Here is a 1,117-nt window from a genome sequence, read left to right as displayed (position 1 = left end):
ATGGCCTGCACGAACTGCTCTGCCGTCCAGGCCCCCAGGCCCGTGGCATCGGGCGTGAGGTTGGCGGCGTAGCTCACGCCCCAGGGCCCCCAGAACGCCGTGTTGGTGCCCGAGCCACCCCACACCCAGGGCCCGGTGGACGCCGCAGGTGCCTGCAGCACCTGCCCATGCGGATGGCCCGACAGCCCGAGCGCAAGGTCTGGTTCGGCGCCGTTTGGCCCCGGCCTGTGAGGGGTGTGGCAGTCCGCGCAGGCCATGCTGCGAACCAGGTAGGCACCACGCGCCACCGGGGTGTCGGCCGCGGGGCCGCTGGCCTGAGCGCCCGCAGCGACCAGACTGCTCCAGCAGGCCAGCGCCAGCAGGGTGGGGAAGGTGCGCAGGGAGATCATGCTCGGCACCTTCCTCAGCTGCGCCACGGCAGGGGCAGCGGCGCACCGTCGGGCTGGCACGTGGGCACGGGCGACTGACCGAATATGCCCAGGGTTTCCAGCGGCTGCGTGCCGACGTTGAAGAACTGGTGCACGCGGCCGCGCGGCAGGATCAGGGTACTGTGCGCGCCAAAGCGCTGGCGGCGCCCATCGGTGTGCAGCTCGCCCTCGCCCGTCAGGCAGAGCACTACTTCGTCGCAGTCGTGCTGGTGCGGTGGCGTGGCGGCACCCGGCGCCATGGACTGGCGCCAGACGGACAGCTGCGAAAGGCCCTGGGCCTGGCCTGCCCAGGTGGCATGGTCGATGCCTTCAATGGCGGTGGATGTGGGTGGAGATTGTTCGATCACGGACATGGCTTTGCCTTCTTGCGCCTCAAGCGCTGGATGGAAGAATGGGTGAATTCCGTGGCCACGGAGGACGCCAGTCTCGTCCCGGCGGCGGTTTTTCGGAACGGCCGCAAGCGCCTTAACATTGCCGACGGAATTTCCTCAATCCCCGCACATGAACGGCCTGCAGCAACTGATGGCGTTTTCGCGCACCGCGCGCTTGGGCAGCTTCGCGGCGGCCGCACGCGAACTGGGCTGCGCGCCGTCCACCCTGGCCAAGACCGTGGCCCGCCTGGAGGCGGCGCTGGGCGTCAAGCTGTTCCACCGCACCACGCGGCAGGTGAGCCTGACGCCGGACGGCGA

The 1,117-nt window shown here is 69.8% G+C and carries 2 protein-coding genes and 1 pseudogene; 1 reads left to right on the top strand and 2 read right to left on the bottom strand.

All coding sequences use genetic code 11. The annotated features are described in order from the left end of the window. Positions 1-389 (bottom strand): annotated as a pseudogene (locus ACDELDRAFT_RS22835) (hypothetical protein); the annotation flags it as partial. Between the two features lie 14 nt (positions 390-403). After that, the gene (locus tag ACDELDRAFT_RS22830; RefSeq protein WP_005801499.1) at positions 404-781 is read right to left on the bottom strand and encodes a cupin domain-containing protein; all 378 of its coding nucleotides are present in this window, start codon (positions 779-781) and stop codon (positions 404-406) included. Positions 782-929: 148 nt separating this feature from the next. Between ACDELDRAFT_RS22830 and ACDELDRAFT_RS22825 the strand changes: the two genes are divergently transcribed. Continuing rightward, a partial coding sequence (locus tag ACDELDRAFT_RS22825) for a helix-turn-helix domain-containing protein (protein ID WP_005801497.1) occupies positions 930-1,117 on the top strand: 188 nt, incomplete at its 3' end.

The organism is Acidovorax delafieldii 2AN (genome assembly GCF_000175235.1).
GTDB classification, from domain to species: domain Bacteria; phylum Pseudomonadota; class Gammaproteobacteria; order Burkholderiales; family Burkholderiaceae_C; genus Acidovorax; species Acidovorax delafieldii_B.
The sequence above is the reverse complement of the archived record's forward strand: the minus strand, read 5'-3'. Positions and strand labels throughout refer to the sequence as shown.